Source organism: Acidovorax temperans, from assembly GCF_028596105.1.
GTDB classification, from domain to species: Bacteria; Pseudomonadota; Gammaproteobacteria; order Burkholderiales; family Burkholderiaceae_C; genus Acidovorax; species Acidovorax temperans.
In genome coordinates, this window is record NZ_CP117193.1 from 3,887,837 (window position 1) to 3,910,217 (window position 22,381).

Consider the following 22,381-nt stretch of genomic DNA (forward strand, 5'->3'; position numbering starts at 1 on the left):
GACAACACCTTGAAAGGGATGCCTCTTAGAGCGGCTAACAAAACTCAGCGTAGCGGTTCTGGCTAGGCACTGCGTCGCAGGCAGTACGCGTAGTACGACAAGACGCGGCAACGACGCCAGAAGAGTTTTGTTAGCCGCTCTTAGAACAGGCGGGTGCGGTCATGCTAGCAACGCCCCTGGTGCCGCACCCCGTGCGGCCGCAAAAAAAATCTCAAAACCGCTCGTGCGGTCCCAGGTAGCGCCACTGGCCTACAGGCAGGTTGCCCAGGGTCACACGGCCGATGCGGATGCGCTTGAGCCCCACCACCTTGAGCCCCACCAGCTCGCACATGCGGCGAATCTGGCGCTTCTTGCCTTCGGTCAAGACAAAGCGCAGCTGCTCGGGGTTTTGCCACTCCACCTTGGCGGGCTTGAGCGGCTCACCGTCCAGGCTCAGGCCATGGCGCAGGCGTTCCAGCAACTCTTTGGGGAACACCGCCTGCACGTTGGTGCTGACAGGGTCACGCTCGTCGATTTCCTGCAACGGCGCAGAGCGCTCGCCGGGGTGGCGTGGCACCGCCTGGCCCGGTGCCTGGTAGACCACGCGCACCAGGTATTCCTTGTCCACCTCAGAGTCTTCGCCAATGATCTGCCGTGCCACACGCCCGTCCTGGGTCAGCACCAACAAGCCCACCGAGTCGATATCGAGCCGTCCGCAAGGCGCCAGTCCCCGCAACTGCGGCGGAGAGAAGCGGTTGCGGCTGGGGTCCTCGCGCCAGTGGGTGCGGGGATTGATCAGCGCCACTGCGGGCGTGTGGCCATCCTTGGCCTGCCCGCTGACATAGCCGATCGGCTTGTTCAGCAAGATGGTGACGCGCTGCTCCTGGAAACCCTGGGCAATCTTGTCCACCTCAATGCGGTCTGCAGCGGTGACCTGCAGCCCCATGGTCGCCACCTTGCCATTGACCTTGACCCAGCCTTGGGCAATCCAGTCATCGGCCTCGCGGCGCGAGCACAAACCCAGCTCGGCCATGCGCTTGTTCAAGCGCGATGTATCGCCACCAGCCGACGCGGGCCGCGCCGCCGGCGCAGCGGCAGGCCGGGGGGCTGCAGAGCGTGCTGCCGGGGGCCGCTGAGGCAGCACTGGCGCAGGCCGCCCGCCTGCATCGGCAGACCAGGTGCGAGTAGACGTGGGGCCGATGGCGCGCTCGGACCGCGCCGCAGCAGGCCCCGCGCCTGCTGCGGAAGGCCGTGCAAAGGCCCTGGACGGAGCCGGTGCGGCAGGTGCTGGCTTGGCCGACAAGGTGGGGCGGCGCAGCACGGGCCGCGCGGAAGCGCCCTCAGCAGGCGCAGCGGCACTGGCGGGGCTTTGGGGTGGACGGGAACTGGATGAAGACATTGGGCGTATTGTCGCCGCCGGGCGGCGCCTGCTCATCTGGCATTGCGAAGATTACCCCTGCCTTTGCTGCCACGCCAGAAATTCTTGCGCAGGCATCGGCCGGCTGATGTGGTAACCCTGGGCTTCGTCACATGCCAGCGCGCGCAGGCGCTCCAGAATGCCGCCGGTCTCCACGCCTTCGGCCACCACGGTCAGGCCCAGGTTGTGGGCCAGATCAATGGTGGAGCGCACGATCATCGCGTCGTCCTTCCCCTGCTCCATGCCCATCACAAACGACTTGTCGATCTTGAGCTCATCCACCGGCAGCCGCTTGAGGTAGGCCAGCGACGAATAGCCCGTACCGAAGTCGTCGATGGACAGCTTGAAGCCTTGCTCGGACAACCGGTTGAGCATGTCTTCGGCGCGGACGGGGTCGTCCATGATGGCGCTTTCGGTGATCTCCAGGCAAAACGATGACGCCTTGACCCCGTGGCGATCTAAAAGGGTAGCCAGCTTGTGGCTCAGATCGGGGTCCAGCAGGTCGCGCGTGGAAAGGTTCACAGACACCCGCAATCCCCGGCTCTGCTGCGCGGGCTGGGCAAGGAATTTCGCTACCTCCTCAAACATCCACAGGGTGAGCTGGCGCACAAACCCGGTTTGCTCGGCAAAGGGGATGAACTCCATCGGCGGCACCATGCCGCGCTGGGGGTGCTGCCAGCGCACCAGAGCTTCTGCCGCCCAGCCGCTTTGGCCGTGCAGGGGCACCTTGGGCTGCAGGTACAGCCGCAGTTCGTTGCGTTCCACCGCGCGGCGCAGCTCCGTGAGCAGCGACAGATTCTGGGCACTGCTCGAATCAATGGAGGCGTCGTAGCGCAACGCGCCACTGAGCTTGCGCTTGGCGGCATACATGGCGATTTCGGAATGGCTGAGCAGCATGTCGGCGTCTTCTGCATCGCCGGGCCAGCAAGCGATGCCGATGCCGGCGCTCAGGTCCACGGTCTGGTCCTGCAGGGCCAGGGGCTGCTCAAACGAGGTCAGGATCTGCTGGGCCACCGCCAGCGCCCCAGGGGCTTCGACGCCCCGCAGCAGCACGGCAAATTCATTGCCCCCCAGGCGCGCCACCATATCGTCGGGCGACGTCACCAGGTCAGCCATCCGCTGCGCCACGGCTTGCAGCAAACGGTCGCCAAAGGCGTACCCCATCACGTCGTTCACATGCTTGAAGCGGTCCAGATCCAGCGTCAGCACGCTCACCGGCGGGGCTTGGCCTGCGCCTGGTTCCAAGGCCCGCACCAGGGTTTCACGAAAGCGCTCGCGGTTGGGCAGGCCTGTCAGCCGGTCCCAATAGGCCAGCCGCATGATTTCCTTTTGCTGTGCGCCGATGTCCACGCGCATGCGGTCGAACGAACGCGCCAGCCGGCCAATTTCGTCCTGCCTGCGGGTGTGCTCCATGGGGGTGTCGTACTCACCCCGCGACAGGCTCTGGGTGGCGCGCATGAGGGATTGCAACGGGGTGATCACGCGCTGGGCCATCAGGCCACTGCCCAGCGCAAAGAGCAATACGCCGCCAGCGGTAATGAATGCAAGCAGCAGCTGCAACTGGCGGTAGGGTGCCACCACCGCGTCCACCGACCGCAGCAGCAATGCTTGCACCTGGCCATTGACACTGGGCAGAGGGCTGGAGCGTGACAGCAGTACCCCGTCGGGCGAATCGATCTCATCCACCTGACCGCCTTGCGCAACGATCTGGTCACGCAGGGTGGCTGGCAGCGTGCTCACGGGCACAGTCACTCGTCCATCGGCCTCTTGCACCACCAGCGCCACCTGCACCGACAACAACCGGCGCATTTCATCGGCCAGCGCCTGGTCAAGCGGAAAGCCCATCAACACCCAGCCCATAAGCACAGGCGCGCGCATGGGCACCATCACAAACTGGTAGGGCACGCCATCCACTACGGCAATCTGGCTGCCCTGGGGGCTGCGCGCCAGTTGCGGCGCCACTTGCTCCAGAGTGGGAATGAAGGCCTGGGCGGACGACGGAGCCGTCAGTGCGCGGTAGACCATGTTGGTATCCAGCAGCGCCGTGGCTGCTGCGCCGATGCGCTCTCCATGGTTTTCCAGCACCGACTGGATGGTTTCCTCGTCGCCAGAATGAACCGCAGACCGAAACCCGTAATCAGCCGCCAGCAGGGCCGAGCCCTGGCGCAGACGCTCGGCGTTTTGCTCCAGCAGGCGCAGCCACACGTTTTCGTCCACATCGAGCTGGCGCGCAATCTGGCTGCGGGCGTTGCGCTCGATGCCGGCGCGCACCACGGCAAACCCGGCCAGCTGCACGATCAGCAGCAGCAACAGGGACACCTCCACCAGGCGCAGGATCAGGCTACGGCCGAGGATCCTCCACATCAAGGTGCCAACCCTACTAGCTTGGCCGCAGCGCGCACATTGCCGGTGGCAGGCACTGCCACCGGTTGCTCATGGGCGGCAGCGCCCGGTGCCATGCGGGGGTGCCAGACGCGCAGCTTGTAGTTGCCGGCCGGCACGCCGTTGATCTGCACCTGCGCGGCGCCCTCGGCAGCCCGCGCGTAGTACGGCGTGTCCACCACCACAATCCAGCCCACCATGCGGTCGTGGATGTTGCAACCCAGGGTGACCACGCCCGCCCGGTCAAACACCACGGGATTGGCGGGCGTGCCGGTGTAGAGCTTGAGCTCGAATTTTTTGGCAGGAGAAAACGAGTACACATGGTGTCGCACGCTGTCGCGGTTCGGGAAATGCACGGAAGTGCCCACCGGTACCACCAGCACGTCAGGCAAAAATTGCTTGCCTTGCTGCGCCATCTCGGCCCCCGCCAGGGGCTTGGCCTGGGCACTGGCGGCAGCAGACTCCAGAAACGCCACCGCACCGTGCACCGGGCGGCCCGCTTCATCCACCACATCCACCTGCACGCTGGCGGCCCATGCGCCCGCGCTGCTGAAGACAGCCCAGCAGACCACGGCGCGCGCGGCCCACCGCCAGCAAGCACCCGACTGCGTCATGGCTCAATCGCCATGCCCACCAGGGGGCTGCCGTCAGCAACCACCCCCAGCAGCGTGGCTTTGCCAGTCTTCAGGTCAATCAGGTGCAGCCGCGTCTTCGGGTCGGCTGCCGTTCGCACGGCCGCCAAGGCGGTGTTGTTCACGTCGGAAATGTCCATGGAGGCATCCGTCAACGGCCCCAGGCCCAAGGAGCCCACGGTACGCAGTTGCCCTGTGTTGGGCGAGACCACGGGGGTTTCACCCTCGCGCGATCCCTGCATGACCAACACCCCCAAGGCCCGGTCAATGGCGTAGTTGGTGGTCAGCTTGCCGTCGTTGGGGTTGTAGGTGTACGCGGCAGCGACCACCTCGGGCGCACGCGCGTGGTTCACATCACTCCACGCATAACGAAGATAGGGGTCCGACTGCAGCCCTGGGCGCAAGTTGTCGCCATCCACCTGGGCGCCCGTGTCAGGGTGCAGACGCAGGTTCTGCCCCAGGTTCGACACCACCCGCACCCGGTCAGCCGCAGGGTTGAAGTCCACACCAAACGCCGAGCCTTTCAACGCCACGGGCGGTGTACCAGCGCCCACGGGGGTGAGCTGGCCTGTGCCCAACTCCAGCGTGTACAGGCGCCCTGATTGTCCAAGCGCATACAGCACACCCCGCGCCACGCGAAAGTCGATGCCCACCAGCTTGTCACCCGCCGGCAAGCCCTGCAACGGTCTGCGCTCCAGGATGTGGTCGGGCCTTGCAGCGTTGAACGTCAGCAGCTCATGTGCAGCAGTCACGGCAACGACTTGTTCGCGCAGCTCCAGTGGTTCTTGAACAGGGGCTGCACAACCCGCCGCCAAGCTGGCGACAGCCAACGCTGCGGCAAGGCCAAAGGGGCTTTGCCAACGGAAATGCAAGCGCGAAAGCAGAGACAGCGAAGGCATGGAGCAGCTCCCAAAGATGTAACAAGGCCGTACACAGGCGAACATTGTTGCACTGAGTCCGCGCACACTGCGCAAGAAAACTATGCTGTCAATTTTCATAGCACCAAAACCAATACCAGAAAGCGCTGGCGATGACCTTGTTATCCACACAGGCAATCTTCCCAACTTTCTGCAAGCGCCGCCGGTTCGCGATACAAATCGAAAACCTGTAACAACATCTCCATGCCGCAAAGGCATGAGTCCATCCGAAAGGTTCATCACGCAAAAACCCGGTTCTCTCTAGACTTCAGCACTCGCAGCCACCGCGAACCCCGAGCAAGCAAAACTTGATTGCACGCACCAAGTGCGGCATGACCACCACAGCGCCCCAGAAGGGCTTTGCTGCGGCATGACGGCGCCAACCAGCCCTGCTGTGTGCGCCACGAAAGAAACCATGAGTTCCTCTATTTTCAAATCCTTGTCCATCTCCGCCCGCCTGGGCCTGGGGTTTGGCTGCCTGCTGGTGCTTCTGGTTGCGATGGCAACGGTGGGCCAGCTTTCCCTGAACCAGGTCAACAACCGAATGCAGGAGATGACCGGCGCAGGGGCAACCAAGACCAAGCTGGTCAACAGCATGCTGGAAAGCGTGGGCTCGCTGGGCATTCAAAGCCGCTCCAGCGCCATGCTCAACGAAATCGACCCCAAGCAGGCGCAGGAGCAAATCCAGGCCGTGCGCAAGACCTTGCAGGAATACGCCAAGCAGGAAGCGCAGCTCGCACAACTCATGACCCCAGCCACCGCCAGCGCCGCCGAGACTGCGTTGCTGCAGCAGGTGCAGGCAGCAGCCCAAAAGGCCAAGCCAGAGATTGAGAGCGCGATTCAAGCAGCTGACGATGGCGACACCGTCACCGCCAGCCTGAACCTGATGACCCGCGCCGCGCCGGCTGAATCGATCTGGCGGCAACAGCTGGGCGAGTTGATTGCGCTGCAAAACAGGCTCAATGACGAGGCCGCAGCGTCGGCCGAAGCCATCCAGAGCCGTGCGCGCTGGATCGGCGGCGTGCTGGTGGTGGCAGCCATGGCACTCGGGCTGCTGATTGCCTGGCGCATCACCGCCAGCATCACCCAACCGATCGCCCGCGCCGTGGTGGTGGCAGAGCGCATTGCCCGGGGCGACCTGACGTCGCAAGTGGAAGTGCGCATCCACGACGAAACCGGCCGGCTGCTGGAAGCGATTGCCGCCATGCAAGACCGGCTGCGCAGCCTGGTGGCCGAGATCGGGCAGGCAGCAGACTCCATTTTGGTGGCCAGCTCTGAGGTGGCTTCAGGCAACCAGGACCTGAGCATCCGCACCGAGCAGACCTCTCACAACCTGCAAGGTGCCTCCCAGGCGCTGGGTGATCTGACGGGCACCGTGGCGCAAAGTGCGCAGGCCGCCCATCAGGCCAACGGCCTGGCGGCCAAAGCATCCACCGCGGCGGCAGAAGGAGGCGAAGTGGTGACCCAGGTGGTGCAGACCATGGACGCCATCAGCGCCAGCTCGCGCAAGATTTCCGACATCACCAGCGTGATCGACAGCATTGCCTTCCAGACCAACATCCTGGCGCTCAACGCCGCCGTGGAAGCCGCGCGCGCGGGCGAGCAAGGCCGGGGCTTTGCCGTGGTGGCCAGCGAGGTGCGTGGCCTGGCAGGTCGCGCGGCCAACGCGGCGCGCGAGATCAAGGCGCTCATCAACGACAGCACCCAGCAGGTCCAGGCGGGCGCCACGCTCGTCAACCACGCGGGCGACAGCATGGCGCAGCTGGTGCAATCGGTGCGGCAGGTCTCCAGCATCATGGCCGAGATCACCGCCGCCACGCAGGAGCAAAGCCAGCGCATCACCGAAGTGAGCCACTCCGTGGGGTCGCTGGAAGAAATGACGCAGCAGAACGCTGCACTGGTGGAGGAAGGCGCTGCCGCCGCCGAAAGCCTCAAGGACCAGGCGGGGCGCCTGACGCAGATGGTGCACACCTTCCGCCTCACCCGCGAACACGCCCAGGCCCGGGCATGGGAAGCACCTACCGCCCCGGCCATTGCAGACCAGGCGCGAGCGAATCAACGCATCGCCCTGCCTCGCAGCTAGCCTACGGAATCCAAGCAATCGGCGCTCAGTCTTCATTGGTAGAGGCCCTGCGGACAAACACGCTGGACTGCAACGCCGCCAGGTCCAGCACACGCACGCCGCCGTACTCCACACGAATGGCGCCTTGCGCCTGCAGTGCCATCAGCGCTTCATTGACCCGCTGGCGCGACAGCCCCACCAGGTAGGCCAGTTCCTGCTGGGTAATGCGCAGCACCTCGCCCACGCCGGGGTAGAGCACCGGGTTGAACAGGGACGCCAGACTGCGGGCCACGCGCACATCGGGGTTGGTGAGGCGATCGATTTCGCGCGCGGCAATGAACTGACCCAGCCGTTCGTTGAGCTGGTGCATCACGAACCGGTTGAACGCGATGGAGTGGTCGAGCAGCCAGTGAAACGTGTCAATGGGCAAGCCCGCCACCACGCTCTTGCGCAGCGCCTGGATGTTGTAGCGGTAGGGTTCGCGCTTCATGGCCGTGCCTTCACCAAACCAGCCGCCAGGGGGCACGCCCGTGAACGTCATGGTCTGGCCCTGGGCGTTGTCGCTGCTCATCTTGAGCAGCCCCTCCACCACCCCGAACCAGTACGTCACGGGCTTGCCGACGCGGCACACGAAGTCACCGGGCAGGGCATCACCCACCAACAGGGAAGCCACAGCGCGCGTGCGCGCGGCTGGCTGAAGCTGTGCCAGCCACGGAATGCCCTTCAATTCCTCTGAAGTGGGCGCGCGGCGGCGCTGATGCAAAGACAAATCGTGATTCATGCCGGCAAGCGTCACCCAAAAGCCGGCAAAAACCGGCAACGTCACGGGACAGGGAGGGTTTAACCCGATGAGGAGTTTCCCGTAAATTGTCGTCCAAAAGACAGAATAACGTCAAAGCCAGTCCTAGTATTTATGCCAGAGCAACACCTCGCGGCGGCACCTGGCAGCTGAGAAGGTCTGTTGCACCCGGGACAGATACCGATCAAAGAGGACACGGAATGAAGACGACGTTTCCCCAGCTGCTGTTGCAGCACGCCACCCAGAGGCCCCAGAGCCCGGCGCTGCGCGAAAAAGAATATGGCATCTGGCAAACCCACACCTGGGCAGACCTGGCCCAGCTGGTGGAAAAGGTGGCAGCCGGGCTGCAACAGGCCGGATTGCAGCGCCACGAACACATGGTGGTGATCGGCGCCAACCGCCCCCGCCTGTACGCCACCATGCTGGCAGCCCAGTCGCTGGGCGCGATTCCGGTGCCGCTGTACCAGGATGCCGTGGCCGCCGAATGCATCTTCCCGCTGAACAATGCCGAAGTGCGCTTTTGCCTGGTGGAAGACCAGGAGCAGGTGGACAAGCTGCTCGAAATCCGCGAGCAGTGCCCGCAGATCGCACGCATCATCTACGACGACCCCCGTGGCCTGCGCAACTACAACGAAGAAGGCCTGGATGCGCTGGACTCGCTGATCGAAACCGGCAGCGCCTTTGTGGCCAAGAACCCCGGCTGGTTCAAAGCCGAGGTGGCCAAGGCCCAGCCAGACGATGTGGCGGCCATGTTCTTCACATCCGGCACCACGGGCAACCCCAAAGGCGTGGTGCACACCCACAGCACGCTGCTCGACCGCGCCACGGCAGGCGCCGAGTTCGACAAGCTCACCAGCAGCGAAGAAGTGCTGGCCTACCTGCCCCCGGCATGGATCGGCCAGAACATCTTCAGCTACGCCCAGTGGCTGGCCTGCGGCTACGTGGTCAATTGCCCCGAATCGGCCAGCACCGTGACCATCGACCTCAAGGAAGTGGGCCCCACCTACTACTTTGCACCCCCCCGCATTTTTGAAGGTCTGCTGACCAGCGTGATGATCCGCATGGAAGACGCTGGCACCTTGAAGCGCAAGATGTTCGAGGCCTGCATGCGTGTGGCCAAACGCGTGGGCCCCGCCCTGATGGACGGCGAGCCCGTGGGGACGCTGGACCGCATCAAGTACGCGCTGGGCAACGTGCTGGTGTACGGCCCGCTGCGCAACAACCTCGGCTTCAGCCGCGTGCGGGTGGCCTACACAGCGGGCGAGGCCATTGGCCCCGACCTGTTCACTTTCTACCGCTCCATCGGCATCAACCTCAAGCAGCTCTACGGTTCTACCGAAACCGCCGTGTTCGTGTGCCTGCAGCCCGACAACCAGGCCCGCGCCGACACGGTGGGCGTGCCCATCCGCGGGGTGCAGATCAAGGTGGCCGACAACGGCGAGATCCTGGTCAAGTCGGCAGGGTTGCTCAAGGAGTACTACAAGAATCCCACAGCCACCGCAGAAGTGCTCACGGCCGACGGCTGGTACCACACCAGCGATGCCGGTTTTCTGGATGCGCACGGTCACCTCAAGATCATCGACCGCGTCAAGGACGTGGGCCGCATCATGGGCGGTGCCAACGACGGTGCCATGTTTGCGCCCAAGTATGTGGAGAACAAGCTCAAGTTCTTCCCGTACATAAAGGAAGTGGTGGCCCTGGGCGACAAGCGCGAGAAAGTGTGCGTGATGGTCAACATCGACTTCGACGCCGTGGGCAACTGGGCCGAGCGCCGCAACCTGCCCTACGCCGGCTACACCGACCTGGCGCAAAAGCCAGAGGTGTACGAGCTGATCCGCGAATGCATCGAGAAGGTGAACGCCGACCTGGCGGGCGACAGTATGCTGGCTGGCAGCCAGGTGAGCCGCTTCCTGGTGCTGCACAAGGAGCTGGACGCCGACGACGGCGAACTCACCCGCACCAACAAGGTCCGCCGGGGCTTCATCGCCGAGAAGTACGGCGTGCTCGTCGATGCGCTGTACGCAGGCCGCACCGAGCAGTACATCGAGACCCAGGTCAAGTTCGAGGACGGCCGCACCGGCAGCGTGAGCGCCACGCTCAAGCTGATGGACACCAAGACTTTCCCGCCCGTCAAGAGCGCCGCCTGAACGCGCCAGGAAGCAACCCATGAGCACCAAAAAGATCGGCGACGTCATCCTCGACGTCAAGAACATCAGCCTCCGGTTCGGTGGCGTAAAGGCGCTGACCGACATCTCCTTCAACGTCAAAGAGCACGAGATCCGCTCCATCATCGGCCCCAACGGCGCCGGCAAGAGCTCCATGCTCAACTGCATCAACGGGGTGTACACGCCGTCCGAAGGCTCCATCACCTTCCGGGGCAAGACGTTTGACCACATGAACAGCCGCCAGGTGGCCGAGATGGGCATCGGGCGTACCTTCCAGAACCTGGCGCTGTTCAAGGGCATGAGCGTGATCGACAACATCATGACCGGCCGCAACCTCAAGATCAAAAGCAACCTGCTGCTGCAGGCGCTGCGCATCGGGCCTGCCGAACGCGAGGAAATCCGCCACCGCGAATACGTCGAGCACATCATCGACTTCCTTGAAATCCAGGCCTTCCGCAAGACCCCCGTGGGCCAGCTGCCCTACGGCCTGCAAAAGCGCGTGGACCTGGGCCGCGCCCTGGCCATGGAGCCGCAGGTGCTGTTGCTCGACGAGCCCATGGCCGGCATGAACGTGGAAGAGAAGCAGGACATGTGCCGCTTCATCCTGGACGTGAACGACGAGTTCGGCACCACCATCGTGCTGATCGAGCACGACATGGGTGTGGTGATGGACATCAGCGACCGCGTGGTGGTGCTGGACTACGGCAAGAAGATCGGTGACGGCAGCCCTGACGAAGTGCGCAACAACGAAGACGTGATCAGCGCCTATCTGGGCACATCGCACTAAGAGTCTGTTCGAAGCCTTTTCACGGGGTACGCATGACAACAAACGGACACGATCTAGGCGCCCGCCGCGGCACATGCTGGCGGCCTGGGCAAGGCGGGCAACAACGAGCGTGGCCGTTTGTTGCCATGCCCTTCGGGTTGTCCCGCAAAGGCAGCGTCTGCGGCGTTGCCCATCCTCGCCGCACACAAGTGCGGCTTGCGGTGGACGCCTTGCACCCACTGCCTTTGCGGGGCAACGTACTCCATGAAAAGACTTTGAACAGACTCTGAGAACAACAACATGGCATTCTTTCTTGAAACCCTCATCGGCGGCCTGATGGCCGGCATGCTGTATTCGCTGGTCGCGCTGGGCTTTGTGCTGATCTACAAGGCCTCAGGCGTGTTCAACTTTGCCCAGGGCGCCATGGTGCTGTTCGCAGCGCTGGCCATGGCCCGCTTTGCCGAGTGGATTCCGAAGTGGACTGGCATCGACAACCCCATCGTGGCGAACCTGGCCGCCTTCGTGATCGCAGGCGCCATCATGTTCGTGGTGGCCTGGCTGATTGAAAAGCTGGTGCTGCGCCACCTGGTCAACCAGGAAGGCGCCACCCTGCTGATGGCCACACTGGGCATCACCTACTTCCTCGAAGGCCTGGGCCAGACGCTGTTTGGCAGCGACATCTACAAGATCGACGTGGGCATGCCCAAGGAGCCCATCTTCGCCTTGGACTCCGTGTTCCAGGGCGGCATCCTGATCAACAAGGAAGACGTGATTGCCGCCGCCATTGCTGCGGGTCTGGTGGCCTTGCTGTCGGTGTTCTTCCAGAAGACTTCCACCGGCCGTGCGCTGCGCGCCGTGGCCGACGACCACCAGGCCGCGCAATCCATCGGCATTCCGCTTAACCGCATCTGGGTGATCGTGTGGTGCGTGGCCGGTGTGGTGGCCCTGGTGGCCGGGATGATCTGGGGCAGCAAGCTCGGGGTGCAGTTCTCGCTGACCACCGTGGCCCTGCGCGCCCTGCCCGTGGTGATTCTGGGCGGCCTGACTTCGGTGCCCGGCGCCATCATCGGCGGTCTGATCATCGGTGTGGGCGAGAAGCTGTCGGAGGTGTACCTGGGCCCGTTCGTGGGCGGGGGCATCGAGATCTGGTTTGCGTATGTGCTGGCGCTGGTGTTCCTTCTCTTCAGGCCTCAGGGCTTGTTCGGAGAAAAAATTATTGATCGCGTATGACATACGAGATCAATAATTTTTCGAAGGAGGCACAACGCGCACCGCGCGTTGTCAGCGGGGCCGCAGGCTCCGCGTGGCACCGCAGGTGCGCCCCCGTGCAAAAGATCATTGATCGCGCCTAACCCACCACAAGAACAACAGGAGACACACCATGCTCTACCGCGAAAACGGCCAGTTCAAGACCAGCTACCGCGCTGACCAGCAGATCTTCCCCATTGCGCAGGACCGCATTGCCATCGGGCTCATCCTCGCGGCGGCCTTCCTGGTGGTGCCTGCGTTTGCCAGCGACTACATCTTCCGCGCCATCCTGATTCCCTTCGTCATCATGGCACTGGCCGCCCTGGGGGTGAACATCCTGGTGGGCTACTGCGGGCAGATCTCGCTGGGCTCGGGCGCCTTCATGGCCGTGGGGGCCTATGGGGCTTACAACTTCTTTGTGCGCTTTCCGGGCATGCCGCTGATTCCGGCACTCATCCTGGGCGGGCTGTGCGCCACGTTCTTCGGCATTCTGTTCGGGCTGCCCAGCCTGCGCGTGAAGGGCCTGTACCTGGCCGTGGCCACGCTGGCGGCGCAGTTCTTCAGCGACTGGATGTTCCTGCGCATCAAGTGGTTCACCAACAACTCTGACTCGGGCTCGGTGTCCGTGACCAACCTGCAAGTGCTGGGCATGCCGATTGACAGCGCCACCAGCAAGTACGTGTTCTGCCTGGCCATCCTGGTGTTGGTGGCCCTGCTGGCCAAGAACCTGGTGCGCGGTGCCATTGGCCGCGAGTGGATGGCCATTCGCGACATGGATGTGGCCGCCGCCGTGATTGGCATCCGCCCCATATACGCCAAGCTCAGCGCCTTCGCCGTCAGCTCCTTCATCGTCGGCATGGCCGGCGCGCTGTGGGCCTTTGTGCACCTGGGTGCCTGGGAGCCTGCCGCGTTCTCGGTCGAAGTGTCCTTCCGCCTGCTGTTCATGGTGATCATCGGCGGGCTGGGTTCCATCATGGGTGCGTTCTTTGGCGCGGCCTTCATCGTGGTGCTGCCCATCGTGCTCAACCAGTTTCTGCCTGCCTTTCTGGGCCTGTTCGGCATCGAGATTTCGACGGCGGGCGTGTCCCATGCCGAGCTGATGATCTTCGGCGCCCTGATCGTGTGGTTCCTCATCGTCGAGCCGCATGGCCTCGCAAAGCTGTGGTCCACCGCCAAGCAGAAGCTGCGCCTGTGGCCCTTCCCGCACTGACATGAAACACCCCCTGAGTCGCTTCGCGCCTTCCCCCTCTCTCGCGCTGCGCGCGGGAGGGAGGACGCAGCCCTCGCTGCGGGGCGGCCCTTGCTCGGCTGCCCCGGCCTGGGTAGCGCCAGTTTTTACGGTGGCGCCCTGAAACGTAGCCAAGTTTGTTCCCGTGCTTGCTTCACCCTATTCATCCAAAGGAGACATCCATGAAGCTTTCCAAAATCGTGATCGCCGCCGCAGTGGTTGCCGCCGGTGCGTCGTCGCTGGCCACCAGCGCCATGGCCCAGGCCAAGGAACAGTTCTTCCCGCTGCTGTCCTACCGCACGGGGCCCTACGCGCCGAACGGTGTGCCATGGGCCAATGGCAAGCAGGACTATCTGAAGATGATCAACGCCCGCGATGGCGGCATCAACGGCGTGAAGCTGACGTTTGAAGAGTGCGAAACCGGCTACGCCACCGACCGTGGCGTGGAATGCTACGAGCGCCTGAAGAGCCGCCCCGGTGTCTCGCTGTTTGACCCCCAGGCCACCGGCATCACCTTTGCGCTGACCGAAAAAGCCCCCGTGGACAAGATCCCGCTGATGACGCTGGGCTACGGCCTGTCGGTGGCGCAGGACGGCCAGGCCTTCAAGTGGAACTTCCCCTTCATGGGCAGCTACTGGACGGGCGCCGACATCCTGATCCAGCACCTGGGCAAGGTCAATGGCGGTCTGGACAAACTCAAGGGCAAGAAGATCGCGCTGGTCTACCACGACAGCCCGTTTGGCAAAGAGCCCATCCCGGTGCTGCAGGAGCGCGCCAAGATGCATGGCTTTGAGCTGCAGATGCTGCCAGTGACCGCGCCCGGCGTGGAACAAAAAGCCACCTGGCTGCAGGTGCGCCAAAGCCGCCCCGACTACGTGCTGCTGTGGGGCTGGGGCGTGATGAACTCCACCGCCCTGAAGGAAGCCCAGGCCACTGGCTACCCCCGCGACAAGATGTATGGCGTGTGGTGGGCCGGTGCCGAGCCCGATGTGCGTGACGTGGGCGAAGGCGCCAAGGGCTACAACGCGCTGGCTCTGAACGGCTACGGCACCCAGTCCAAGGTGATCCAGGACATCATGAAGCACGTGCACGACAAGGGCCAGGGCACAGGGCCGAAGGACGAAGTGGGCTCGGTGCTGTACACCCGCGGCGTGATCATCCAGATGCTGGCCGTGGAAGCCGTGCGCCGCGCGCAAGAGCGTTTTGGCAAGGGCAAGGTCATGACGGGCGAACAAGTACGCTGGGGCATGGAAAACCTGGCCCTGGACCAGAAGAAGCTGGACGCACTGGGCTTCAACGATGTGATGCGCCCGCTGTCCACCAGCTGCGCCGACCACATGGGCTCCACCTGGTCGCGCGTGCACACCTGGGACGGCAAAAAGTGGAACTTCTCGTCTGACTGGTACCAGGCCGACGAGCAGATCCTGAAGCCCATGATCAAGGCAGGCGCGGACAAGTACCTGGCCGACAAGAAGATGACACGACGCGATCCTGCTGATTGCAACTCTTGAGGTCATCCCCCTGAGGCGCTGGCGCGCCTTCCCCCTTCTCTCTTAGCGCTTCGCGCTGCGGGAAGGGGGACAACGCCAGCGCGGCGGGGCGGCGCGGCCGGCGTAGGCCCTTGCGCGGCGTTCCTGGCCTCTGGGCCGCGACCGTATCAATGGCTGGTAACAAAGCGGCTGCTCCCACGCAGAACAGCCGCCAATCCAAAGAATTGCTTGCAGCTCTTTGGATTGGCACAGCGAAGGCAACACCATGGACTCTAAAAACATTGTTCTCAACGTCAACGGCATCGAGGTCATCTACAACCACGTGATCCTGGTGCTCAAGGGCGTCTCGTTGCAGGTGGCCGAAGGCAGCATCGTGGCCATTCTGGGTGGCAACGGTGCGGGCAAGACGACCACGCTGCGGGCCATCTCCAACCTGCTCAAGGGTGAGCGCGGCGAGGTGACCAAGGGCAGCATCGAGCTGCGCGGCGAACGCATTGAAAACCTGTCGCCCGCCGATCTGGTCAAGCGCGGCGTGGTGCAGGTGATGGAAGGCCGTCACTGCTTTGCCCACCTGACGATCGAAGAGAACCTGATGACGGGCTCTTACACCCGCACCAGCAAGGGCGAAATCGAGGCCAACCTGGAGAAGGTCTACAACTACTTCCCGCGCCTGAAAACGCGCCGCACCTCGCAGGCGGCCTACACCTCGGGCGGCGAGCAGCAGATGTGCGCCATTGGCCGCGCGCTGATGGCCAACCCCAGCATGGTGCTGCTCGACGAGCCCTCGATGGGCCTGGCGCCGCAGATCGTGGAAGAGGTGTTCAACATCGTCAAAGACCTGAACACCAAGGAGAAGGTCACCTTCTTGCTGGCGGAGCAGAACACCAACATGGCGCTGAAGTACGCGGACTACGGCTACATCATGGAAAGTGGCCGCGTGGTGATGGACGGCGCCGCGAGCGACCTGGCCAGCAACGAGGACGTGAAGGAGTTCTACCTGGGCATGGGCGGCGGCGAGCGCAAGAGCTTCAAGGATGTCAAGAGTTACAAGCGGCGCAAGCGCTGGCTTGCTTAGGGTGCCCCCTGTGGCGCTGCGCGCCTTCCCCCTCAGGGGGACGCACCCGGTGGCCTGGCAAAGCCAGTTCCACGGGTGCGCTGGCCTTCGGCAGCGCGGGCGCCCCGGGCAGTCATCCTTTTCAGACGCTGGACGAAATTACTCTTAATTTGATAGCTGCTTGCGCTTGATGGATAAGCGCCAGAGGCCGATTTCATTCAAAACCACCACCTCACAAGGAAACACAGGCATGAGCACCTTCTATGACGCCCTGGAAACGCGCAGCCCCGCTGAGCGCGAAGCGGCCTTGATGGCGGCGCTGCCGCAGCAGATCGCCCATGCCCAAAAGGCATCGCCCGCGTTCGCCAGCATTCTGGCGGGGGTGGATGCTGGTGCGGTCACCAGCCGCGAGGCATTGGCCAAGTTGCCCGTGACACGCAAGCACGAGCTGCTGGAGCGCCAGCAGGCGGGCCGAGCCACCAATGTGTTTGGCGGCTTCAGCGCGCTGGGCTTTGGGCCGGGCATGACGCGGGTGTTTGCCAGCCCCGGCACCATCTACGAACCCGAGGGCACGCGGCCCGATTACTGGCGCATGGCGCGGGCCATTTATGCGGCGGGCTTTCGGCGCGGCGAGCTGATCCACAACAGCTTCAGCTACCACTTTGTGCCTGCGGGCTCGATGATGGAAACCGGCGCCCACGCGCTGGGCTGCACCGTCTTCCCCGGCGGCACGGGCCAGACGGAACAGCAAGTGCATGCCATGGCCGAGCTGCGGCCTGCGGGCTACATCGGCACGCCCAGCTTCCTCAAAATCATCATCGAGAAGGCCGCCGAGATGGGCGTGGCCCTGCCCACGGTGACCAAGGCTCTGGTCTCTGGCGAGGCGTTTCCGCCCAGCCTGCGCGACTGGTTTGCGCAGCAGGGCATTGCGGGTTACCAGTGCTATGCCACGGCCGACCTGGGCCTGATTGCCTATGAAACCTCGGCCCGCGAAGGCCTGGTGCTGGATGAAGGCGTGATCGTCGAAATCGTCCGACCCGGCACGGGCGACCCGGTGCCCGAGGGCGAGGTGGGCGAGCTGGTCATCACCACGCTCAACCCCGACTACCCGCTCGTCCGCTTTGGCACTGGCGACCTGTCTGCCGTGCTGCCGGGCACCTGCCCCACGGGCCGCACCAACACCCGCATCAAGGGCTGGATGGGCCGTGCCGACCAGACCACCAAGGTGCGCGGCATGTTCGTGCACCCCGGTCAGGTGGCCGCCATCGCCAAGCGTTTCCCGCAGGTGCAGCGCGCGCGGCTGGTGGTCAGCGGCGAAATGGCCAACGACCAGATGGTGCTGCGGGTGGAAACCACCGAAACGGCCGAGGGCCTGGCCCACCAGTTGGGCGACGCCATCCGCGAAGTGACCAAGCTGCGCGGCGATGTGGAAATGGTGCCGCCCGGCACCCTGCCCAACGATGGCAAGGTGATTGAAGACGCTCGCAGCTACCGCTGACTGCGCGTGGTGTGACAGCGCAGGCCCCGCCTGCGCTGTTGATTTGCCACAAATACCGGGCACCTGAAGCGCCAACCGGCGGGCTGCAAACGCCCGCCTGCGTCAGGGATAACCCGCGCAAACGCTATCAAATACATAGCTGCAGCGCTTGACACAAAAGCGCTGCAGCTATTTTTCGTTAAAGACATTACAGCGTGGCGGCTACGTACAACCCGCATTACCCCAAAAAAACGCCCTCGTTATCATCGCGCCGTTAATCAAAGGAGCATCCATGAAAACATTGCTGAAACTCTCGCTGGCCGCCACTGCCGTTATCACAGCCTTCGGTGCGCAAGCGCAAGAGTTCCCGTCCAAAGACAAGACGGTGACCTTGGTCGTGCCCTATGCAGCGGGCGGCCCCACAGACCGCGTGGCCCGTGACCTGGCCGAAGCACTGCGCAAGCCCCTGGGCGGCGTGAGCGTGGTGGTGGACAACGCGGCAGGTGCAGGCAGCACCATCGGCACCGCCAAGGCTGCACGCGCCACGCCCGATGGCTATACCTTGCTGCTCAACCACATCAGCATGTCCACCATGCCCACGATGTACCGCAAGCTGGCCTTCAACGTGGTGAACGACTTTGAATACCTGGGCATCATCAACGATGTGCCCATGACGCTGATCGCCAAGCCCAGCATGGCGGCCAACAACTACAAGGAACTGTCCACCTGGATCAACCAGAACAAGGGCAAGATCAACCTGGGCAATGCCGGCCTGGGCTCTGCCTCGCACCTGTGCGGCCTGATGTTCCAAAGCGCTCTGCAGATCGACATGACGCCTGTGCCTTACAAGGGCACGGCCCCTGCCATCACCGACCTGATCGGCGGCCAGATCGACCTGCTGTGTGACCAGACCACCAACACCACCAGCCAGATCGAAGGCAAGAAGGTCAAGGCCTACGCCGTGACCACCACCAAGCGCCTCACCACGCCTGCGCTCAAAGACCTGCCCACACTGGCCGAGTCGGGCTTGAAGGACTTCAACGTGACCATCTGGCACGGCGTGTACGCCCCCAAGGGCACACCGGCTGACGTGCTCAAGAAGCTGAACCAGGCCATCAAGGCCGCGCTGAAAGACCCTGAATTCATCAAGAAGCAAGAAGGCCTGGGTGCCGTGGTCGCCACCGACAAGCGCATCGAGCCTGCCGAGCACAAGAAGTTTGTGCAGTCTGAAATCGACAAGTGGGGCGCGGTGATCAAGGCCGCCGGCACCTACGCCGACTAAGCTCTGCGATGGGCAGGAGTTGCCCGAGCCACACCAGCCACCGCGCCTCCCGGCCCGGTGGCTTTTTTCATGGGTTGGCGGCCGCGTGTTCGGGTAATCCATCTGCCCTTGCAGCACCCCCGCGCGTAGAACTGAGGGCACAAGGTATCGCACAAGCAACGCCCCCGATTCGAGAAGGAATGGCCCCATGACATCGCAGCACCACTTCCGCACCCCCGCCAGCTCCCGAGCACAAATCCAGGCCCGCAGCCGGGCCCGCAGCCGCCGCAAGGCCCTGGCGCTGGGCCTCACCGTCACGGCCATGGGCGCCATGGCGCTGGCTGCGGCTGCCGCCCTGCTGGCACCGGGCAACGCGCACGCGCAAGCCGCGCCCAGCACTGCGGGCTGGCCCACCAAGCCGGTGCGCATCGTGGTGCCGTTTGCACCCGGCGGCACCACTGACATCCTGGCGCGCGCCATGGCGCCCGAGCTGAGCCGCGCGTTCGGCCAGCAGTTCATCGTGGACAACCGCGCGGGCGCGGGCGGCAACGTGGGGGCCGAAGTGGTGGCCAAGTCGCCCGCCGATGGCTACACGCTGCTCATGGGCACCGTGGGCACGCACGGCATCAACCGCGCGCTGTATGCCAGGCTGCCCTACGACCCGATCAAGGATTTCGCCCCCATCACCCTGGTGGCCGCTGTGCCCAATGTGATGGTGATGAACCCCGACAAGGCCAAGGCCCTGGGTGTGACCAATGTGCAGGAGTTCATCAAGGCGGCCAAGGCCAACCCTGGCAAGCTGAACATGGCCTCCAGCGGCAACGGCACCTCCATCCACCTGGCGGGCGAGCTGTTCAAGAGCATGACTGGCACCTACATGCTGCACCTGCCCTACCGTGGCTCGGGCCCGGCGCTGATGGACATGGTGGCGGGCAATGCCGATGTGATGTTTGACAACCTGCCCTCGTCCATGGCGCAGATCAAGGCAGGCAAACTGGTGGCACTGGCGGTGACCAGCAGCCAGCGCTCTACCGCCCTGCCCGATGTGCCCACGGTGGAACAGGCCGGTGGCGCGGCGCTCAAGGGCTATGAAGCGAGTTCCTGGTTTGGCCTGCTGGCCCCGGCCGGGACGCCCGCAGACATCGTCAACCGCATTCAGCAAGAAACGGCCAAGGCACTGGCCAGCCCGGCGGTGAAAGAGCGGCTGATGGCCCAGGGCGCCGTTCCTGGCGGCAACACACCGGCCGAGTTTGCGCGGCACATCGACAACGAACACCAAAAATGGGCCGGGGTGGTGAAAGCCTCCGGCGCGAAGGTCGATTGATATTGGGCGCTGACGCAGCCCTCTGCGTCAGACCGTGTCAGCCGCTACACACCCCACACCACGTCGCAGCCCTCTTGCTGGCTGCGGCGCAGCAGGTCGATGAAAGGCGTGGCGCGCTGGCGCAGGTGGATGGTGTCGTTGGGCTCGTCTTCAGCCGGGTTCGCATCAGCAGAACCCGGCTCTTGCTGAGCGACTGCCTGGGCAGCGCGCAGGCGGGCTTCATCACGGGCCACGGCGGCCTCCAGCGCGGCCAGGGCGGCGGGGATTTGCGCCGCTGTCACGATGCCTGTGGGCCCCGGCGTTTTGCCGATGATTTCCAAAATTTGCCGGCCGTGCGGCTCCAGCAGGATGAGGTCCGCCGCAGCGCGGGATTTGAATTTGTACAACATGGCGCATAACTCCGAATGGCAGGTTGCTCGGTGAGGTAACCAAAGCATTAGCCTAACCGCAACTGCGCGGAAGCGTGTCAGCGCATACCGATCAACGCCCTAGGAGCCAGGCAAATGCACTCTGATTCAATTTTGAGTAAAAAGTGCCTCCAAGGCTTATCCATCAAGCGCCATCAGCTATATTTTCAATAGCATCAACCCTGCTCCTGGCAACCGGCGGGCGCACAGGCAGCCCGCAAGCGGGGCAGCACGCGGCGCTGCCACCAGCCCAGCACCATGGGCCCGTAGAGAATGCAGCCCAGCGCGCCAGCAATCAGCGGCAAGGCCGCAAACACCCAGCCGGTGAGCAGCTCGCCCCCCAGCGCCACGCCCACCAACAGGGCTACGGCCGGGTTCACAAACGAATAGCTGCCCGCCAGTGCGGCCGTGGTGTTTTGCAGCAGCCACAGGTAGGCATTGAGGGCCACCATGGTGCCAAACACCAGCAGGTAGAGCCAGGCAGCCCACGACTTGCCGCTGATCTGCGACAGCGCGGGCACGGGCTCCACGCACAGCGCCACCACCAGCCCCATCGCGCCCCCCACAAACCACTGGGCTGCCGCCGCCATGGCCGGTGCAGGCAGCGAGAGCTTGCGTGAGGCGTAGGAGCCCAGGCTCCAGCACAGGGGTGCAGCAAAAGCCAGCGATGCGCCCACCCAGGTGGCAGAGAAGTCGCCCTCCCTCGCCAGCAGCAGCGCGCCCACCACGCCCAGGCCCAGGCCGATCCAGCTCGTCAGGGGCACACGCTCGCCACCCCAGCGCGTCCACAGCGCCAGCCACATGGGCATGGTGGTGACCACCGTGGCCATCAAGCCCGAGCCAATGCCCAGCTTCTGCGCAAAGCCGATGAAGTTCATCGCCAAGAACACCATCAGCCCGCCCACCAGCGCCGAGTTGCGCCACTGCAGCGCCGTGGGCAAGGCATGGCCCTGCCACAACGCAATGAGCAACATGACCACGCCCGCGCACAGAAAGCGCACCGCGTTCATCAGCAACGGGGGCATGGTCTGCAGGGCGATGCTGGTGGCGAAATACGTGGTGCCCCACACCACATAAACCAGCAACAGAGCCGTGGCAACCGCCCAGGAACCACGGGAACGCGCTTGCACATTGAAATTTGCCGGCATATTCTTCACCTTACCGAATAATTTATGGAAACCTTGAGGTTTTCGGAATTTTTACCAGAAACAGGCCCCAATGCAAGCAAATATTCAGACAGACGACATCGATGCCAGAATTATTTCGGCCCTGGGGGCTGATGGCCGACGTTCATACGCCGATGTCGGTGCCGAGGTGGGCCTGTCCACCGCCGCGGTGCACGAGCGCGTGAAGAAGATGCTGGACAAGGGCGTGATCCGCCGTTTCTCGATCAGCGTGGACCCGGAGCGCGTGGGTTTGAACTTCACGGCGTTCGTGGCCATCCGCAACGACGGCGGCATCCACTGCCGTGACGTGGCGCCCCGGCTGCGGGCCATGCCGCAGGTGGAAGAGCTGCACAGCGTGGCGGGGGAATACGACTTCCTGGCCAAGATCCGCACCACGCACGCGCGGGCGCTGGAAGACGTGATCTATGAAATCAAGGCCATTGCCGGTGTGGCCCGCACCACCAGCACCGTGGTGCTCAACACCGAATTTGAAGACCGGCCGCTGGACCTGTCCTGGGTGAATGCCGCCAAGGCCGACTGAAGCGCGTGAGGGCGCACAGCCCCGTGCGAAGCCGCATCGCTTCTGAACCTGTAAGGCGGGCAGCTG

Annotated in this window: 18 protein-coding genes; 11 read left to right on the forward strand and 7 right to left on the reverse strand. The window is 64.0% G+C overall.

What is annotated here, in order from left to right; translation table 11 throughout:
* Positions 1-211: 211 nt before the first annotated feature.
* From PQV96_RS18175 to PQV96_RS18190, 4 genes are all read right to left on the reverse strand, one after another.
* Positions 212-1,024: a pseudouridine synthase gene (locus PQV96_RS18175; RefSeq protein WP_273625278.1), complete on the reverse strand. Its 813-nt coding sequence runs from the start codon at positions 1,022-1,024 to the stop codon at positions 212-214.
* A 405-nt stretch (positions 1,025-1,429) separates the two neighbouring features.
* Positions 1,430-3,760 carry a putative bifunctional diguanylate cyclase/phosphodiesterase gene (locus tag PQV96_RS18180; protein ID WP_273623821.1) on the reverse strand — a complete coding sequence of 777 codons (2,331 nt, stop codon included), beginning with the start codon at positions 3,758-3,760 and terminating at the stop codon, positions 1,430-1,432.
* Complete coding sequence (locus tag PQV96_RS18185; RefSeq protein WP_273623822.1) at positions 3,760-4,392, reverse strand: methylamine utilization protein; 633 nt, start codon at positions 4,390-4,392, stop codon at positions 3,760-3,762. The genes PQV96_RS18180 and PQV96_RS18185 overlap by 1 nt, the downstream gene beginning before the upstream one ends.
* Complete coding sequence (locus tag PQV96_RS18190) at positions 4,389-5,309, reverse strand: DUF4394 domain-containing protein (RefSeq protein WP_273623823.1); 921 nt, start codon at positions 5,307-5,309, stop codon at positions 4,389-4,391. Before PQV96_RS18190 ends, PQV96_RS18185 begins: the two co-directional genes overlap by 4 nt.
* Positions 5,310-5,742: 433 nt before the next feature.
* Here PQV96_RS18190 and PQV96_RS18195 point away from each other — a divergent pair, with 433 nt between their 5' ends.
* Positions 5,743-7,410: a methyl-accepting chemotaxis protein gene (locus tag PQV96_RS18195; protein WP_273623824.1), complete on the forward strand. Its 1,668-nt coding sequence runs from the start codon at positions 5,743-5,745 to the stop codon at positions 7,408-7,410.
* Positions 7,411-7,435: 25 nt separating this feature from the next.
* On the opposite strand, the gene PQV96_RS18200 is transcribed toward PQV96_RS18195, so the two are convergent.
* Positions 7,436-8,170 (reverse strand): Crp/Fnr family transcriptional regulator, encoded by a 735-nt coding sequence (locus PQV96_RS18200; RefSeq protein WP_066691803.1) that lies wholly within the window; start codon positions 8,168-8,170, stop codon positions 7,436-7,438.
* 218 nt (positions 8,171-8,388) lie between these two features.
* Here PQV96_RS18200 and PQV96_RS18205 point away from each other — a divergent pair, with 218 nt between their 5' ends.
* The 9 genes from PQV96_RS18205 to PQV96_RS18245 all read left to right on the forward strand — a co-directional run bounded on the left by PQV96_RS18205 (position 8,389) and on the right by PQV96_RS18245 (position 20,201).
* Positions 8,389-10,335: an AMP-dependent synthetase/ligase gene (locus PQV96_RS18205; protein ID WP_273623825.1), complete on the forward strand. Its 1,947-nt coding sequence runs from the start codon at positions 8,389-8,391 to the stop codon at positions 10,333-10,335.
* Positions 10,336-10,354: 19 nt separating this feature from the next.
* The gene (locus PQV96_RS18210; RefSeq protein WP_044395553.1) at positions 10,355-11,140 is read left to right on the forward strand and encodes an ABC transporter ATP-binding protein; all 786 of its coding nucleotides are present in this window, start codon (positions 10,355-10,357) and stop codon (positions 11,138-11,140) included.
* Positions 11,141-11,419: 279 nt separating this feature from the next.
* The gene (locus tag PQV96_RS18215; RefSeq protein ID WP_044395551.1) at positions 11,420-12,349 is read left to right on the forward strand and encodes a branched-chain amino acid ABC transporter permease; all 930 of its coding nucleotides are present in this window, start codon (positions 11,420-11,422) and stop codon (positions 12,347-12,349) included.
* Between the two features lie 151 nt (positions 12,350-12,500).
* On the forward strand, positions 12,501-13,577 hold the full coding sequence (locus tag PQV96_RS18220; protein WP_207374691.1) for a branched-chain amino acid ABC transporter permease: 1,077 nt from the start codon (positions 12,501-12,503) through the stop codon (positions 13,575-13,577).
* A 200-nt stretch (positions 13,578-13,777) separates the two neighbouring features.
* Positions 13,778-15,106, forward strand: coding sequence for an ABC transporter substrate-binding protein (locus PQV96_RS18225; protein ID WP_207374692.1), 1,329 nt, complete (start codon positions 13,778-13,780; stop codon positions 15,104-15,106).
* A 244-nt stretch (positions 15,107-15,350) separates the two neighbouring features.
* Positions 15,351-16,160 carry an ABC transporter ATP-binding protein gene (locus tag PQV96_RS18230; protein WP_066691827.1) on the forward strand — a complete coding sequence of 270 codons (810 nt, stop codon included), beginning with the start codon at positions 15,351-15,353 and terminating at the stop codon, positions 16,158-16,160.
* A gap of 229 nt (positions 16,161-16,389) precedes the next feature.
* Positions 16,390-17,637, forward strand: coding sequence for a phenylacetate--CoA ligase family protein (locus PQV96_RS18235; RefSeq protein WP_142082358.1), 1,248 nt, complete (start codon positions 16,390-16,392; stop codon positions 17,635-17,637).
* Positions 17,638-17,908: 271 nt separating this feature from the next.
* Entirely contained in the window at positions 17,909-18,898 is a 990-nt protein-coding gene (locus PQV96_RS18240) for a tripartite tricarboxylate transporter substrate-binding protein (protein WP_142082361.1), read from the forward strand.
* Between the two features lie 301 nt (positions 18,899-19,199).
* On the forward strand, positions 19,200-20,201 hold the full coding sequence (locus PQV96_RS18245) for a Bug family tripartite tricarboxylate transporter substrate binding protein (protein WP_142082586.1): 1,002 nt from the start codon (positions 19,200-19,202) through the stop codon (positions 20,199-20,201).
* Positions 20,202-20,245: 44 nt separating this feature from the next.
* On the opposite strand, the gene PQV96_RS18250 is transcribed toward PQV96_RS18245, so the two are convergent.
* Together PQV96_RS18250 and PQV96_RS18255 are read right to left on the reverse strand one after the other, a co-directional pair.
* The gene (locus tag PQV96_RS18250; RefSeq protein ID WP_142082364.1) at positions 20,246-20,590 is read right to left on the reverse strand and encodes a DUF1840 domain-containing protein; all 345 of its coding nucleotides are present in this window, start codon (positions 20,588-20,590) and stop codon (positions 20,246-20,248) included.
* Between the two features lie 194 nt (positions 20,591-20,784).
* Positions 20,785-21,756, reverse strand: a complete 972-nt coding sequence (locus tag PQV96_RS18255; RefSeq protein WP_142082368.1) for an EamA family transporter — start codon at positions 21,754-21,756, stop codon at positions 20,785-20,787.
* A gap of 70 nt (positions 21,757-21,826) precedes the next feature.
* Between PQV96_RS18255 and PQV96_RS18260 the strand changes: the two genes are divergently transcribed.
* Positions 21,827-22,315, forward strand: coding sequence for an Lrp/AsnC family transcriptional regulator (locus tag PQV96_RS18260; protein WP_233099640.1), 489 nt, complete (start codon positions 21,827-21,829; stop codon positions 22,313-22,315).
* Positions 22,316-22,381 lie beyond the last annotated feature (66 nt).

Bases quoted from the DNA above. Each gene is read 5' to 3' on its own strand.
- PQV96_RS18240 (WP_142082361.1), top strand. From the start codon at position 17,909: ATGAAAACATTGCTGAAACTCTCGCTGGCCGCCACTGCCGTTATCACA.
- PQV96_RS18180 (WP_273623821.1), bottom strand. From the start codon at position 3,760: ATGTGGAGGATCCTCGGCCGTAGCCTGATCCTGCGCCTGGTGGAGGTG.
- PQV96_RS18235 (WP_142082358.1), top strand. From the start codon at position 16,390: ATGAGCACCTTCTATGACGCCCTGGAAACGCGCAGCCCCGCTGAGCGC.
- PQV96_RS18230 (WP_066691827.1), top strand. From the start codon at position 15,351: ATGGACTCTAAAAACATTGTTCTCAACGTCAACGGCATCGAGGTCATC.
- PQV96_RS18215 (WP_044395551.1), top strand. From the start codon at position 11,420: ATGGCATTCTTTCTTGAAACCCTCATCGGCGGCCTGATGGCCGGCATG.
- PQV96_RS18245 (WP_142082586.1), top strand. From the start codon at position 19,200: ATGGGCGCCATGGCGCTGGCTGCGGCTGCCGCCCTGCTGGCACCGGGC.
- PQV96_RS18200 (WP_066691803.1), bottom strand. From the start codon at position 8,170: ATGAATCACGATTTGTCTTTGCATCAGCGCCGCCGCGCGCCCACTTCA.
- PQV96_RS18205 (WP_273623825.1), top strand. From the start codon at position 8,389: ATGAAGACGACGTTTCCCCAGCTGCTGTTGCAGCACGCCACCCAGAGG.
- PQV96_RS18195 (WP_273623824.1), top strand. From the start codon at position 5,743: ATGAGTTCCTCTATTTTCAAATCCTTGTCCATCTCCGCCCGCCTGGGC.
- PQV96_RS18220 (WP_207374691.1), top strand. From the start codon at position 12,501: ATGCTCTACCGCGAAAACGGCCAGTTCAAGACCAGCTACCGCGCTGAC.
- PQV96_RS18190 (WP_273623823.1), bottom strand. From the start codon at position 5,309: ATGCCTTCGCTGTCTCTGCTTTCGCGCTTGCATTTCCGTTGGCAAAGC.
- PQV96_RS18225 (WP_207374692.1), top strand. From the start codon at position 13,778: ATGAAGCTTTCCAAAATCGTGATCGCCGCCGCAGTGGTTGCCGCCGGT.
- PQV96_RS18255 (WP_142082368.1), bottom strand. From the start codon at position 21,756: ATGCCGGCAAATTTCAATGTGCAAGCGCGTTCCCGTGGTTCCTGGGCG.
- PQV96_RS18185 (WP_273623822.1), bottom strand. From the start codon at position 4,392: ATGACGCAGTCGGGTGCTTGCTGGCGGTGGGCCGCGCGCGCCGTGGTC.
- PQV96_RS18210 (WP_044395553.1), top strand. From the start codon at position 10,355: ATGAGCACCAAAAAGATCGGCGACGTCATCCTCGACGTCAAGAACATC.
- PQV96_RS18250 (WP_142082364.1), bottom strand. From the start codon at position 20,590: ATGTTGTACAAATTCAAATCCCGCGCTGCGGCGGACCTCATCCTGCTG.
- PQV96_RS18260 (WP_233099640.1), top strand. From the start codon at position 21,827: ATGCAAGCAAATATTCAGACAGACGACATCGATGCCAGAATTATTTCG.